Source organism: Pseudomonas sp. NFACC46-3 (genome assembly GCF_900114515.1).
Classification (GTDB): domain Bacteria; phylum Pseudomonadota; class Gammaproteobacteria; order Pseudomonadales; family Pseudomonadaceae; genus Aquipseudomonas; species Aquipseudomonas fluorescens_Q.
The window spans coordinates 1-1,090 of the sequence record NZ_FOTH01000082.1 but is presented as its reverse complement, the minus strand read 5'-3'; the positions used below and the strand labels follow the sequence as shown (position 1 = coordinate 1,090).

Below are 1,090 nucleotides of genomic sequence, written 5' to 3'. Positions count from 1 at the left end.
TCCGGCATTGCTCCGTGGGCCCGCCGCGAAGGGCCATCCATGGCCCAGCGCGGCTATCCCGGCATCCATGCCGGGATGCCCACTCCACAATGCCTACGTTCGGCCATCGTGGTTAACGGGGCGCCGAGATCAACGTCCGCCGCGAGGCGGCCTTATAGCCGGCCTGGTTCTTGATGGGGACCGCGTTTCCCCCGTGGGAGCGAGCCTGCTCGCGAAGGCGGCGGTACATTCAGCATTGATGCAAGCAGACCCACCGCTATCGCGAGCAAGCTCGGCTCCCACAGGGATCGGCGGTGGACACTGATCTTATAAACGACCAAAAAACTGTGTGGGAGCGAGCTTGCTCGCGATGGCGGCCTGACAGCCGACCAGGGGTTGTGGGAATGGTCGGACGCCCTTCCTGGTTCAAGCAGATTTTTCCGACGAGCCCTGGCGGTTGCCGGGTGGGAAGGGCTGTCGCTAACCTTTTCCTGTCGCTGAAAATTCAGCGGCCAGGCCTGGAAACCTGAAAAAAAAAGGAGCTTTATTTCAATCCTAATGGAGCGCCAACATGTCTGAAGATAACTCTGGGCCAACAAAAAACGATTCCATTTCTCCCGAAGCCAGCCAGATTCCCCCGATACTTGATGAAGCCGCCAAGCGCGTTATCGACCACTATCTCGACCCCAAACCTCAAGCCAAAAAGAAAAAGCCCTCAGGTCAACTGTTCACCGTCGTGGACGGCGTCGACACCGAAAGCCTACTGGCCAACCTCAGCGAAACCCTGGCCTCAGCCGATGCCATGGTCAGCGACCTTGCCTTCGACCTGAAAGGCTCGCGACGCCATGTTGCCCTTGGCATTCAGCAACTGATCGAGCTGGGCGCCTTGTTGGCGAATCGGATGCTGGACAACGTCAATACACAACCCTGACCGCACCGCGCGCAAAAGCGAGCAAGCTTCCACTGGAGAAACGCGATTACCCTAAGCCAGGTCGGCTCTCAGGCCGCCTCGCGGAGGACGTTGATCTCGGCGCCCCGTTAACCACGCTGGCCGAACGCAGGCATTGTGGAGTGGGCATCCCGGCATGGATGCCGGGATAGCTGCGCTGGG

The 1,090-nt window shown here is 59.8% G+C and carries 1 protein-coding gene; it reads left to right on the top strand.

What is annotated here, in order from left to right; all coding sequences use genetic code 11:
• The first annotated feature begins 550 nt into the window (after positions 1 to 550).
• Complete coding sequence (locus BM300_RS29810) at positions 551 to 910, top strand: DUF6124 family protein (RefSeq protein WP_092222411.1); 360 nt, start codon at positions 551 to 553, stop codon at positions 908 to 910.
• Positions 911 to 1,090: the final 180 nt, after the last annotated feature.

Coding starts and splice junctions, on each gene's coding strand:
- BM300_RS29810 (WP_092222411.1), top strand. CDS start 551: ATGTCTGAAGATAACTCTGGGCCAACAAAAAACGATTCCATTTCTCCC.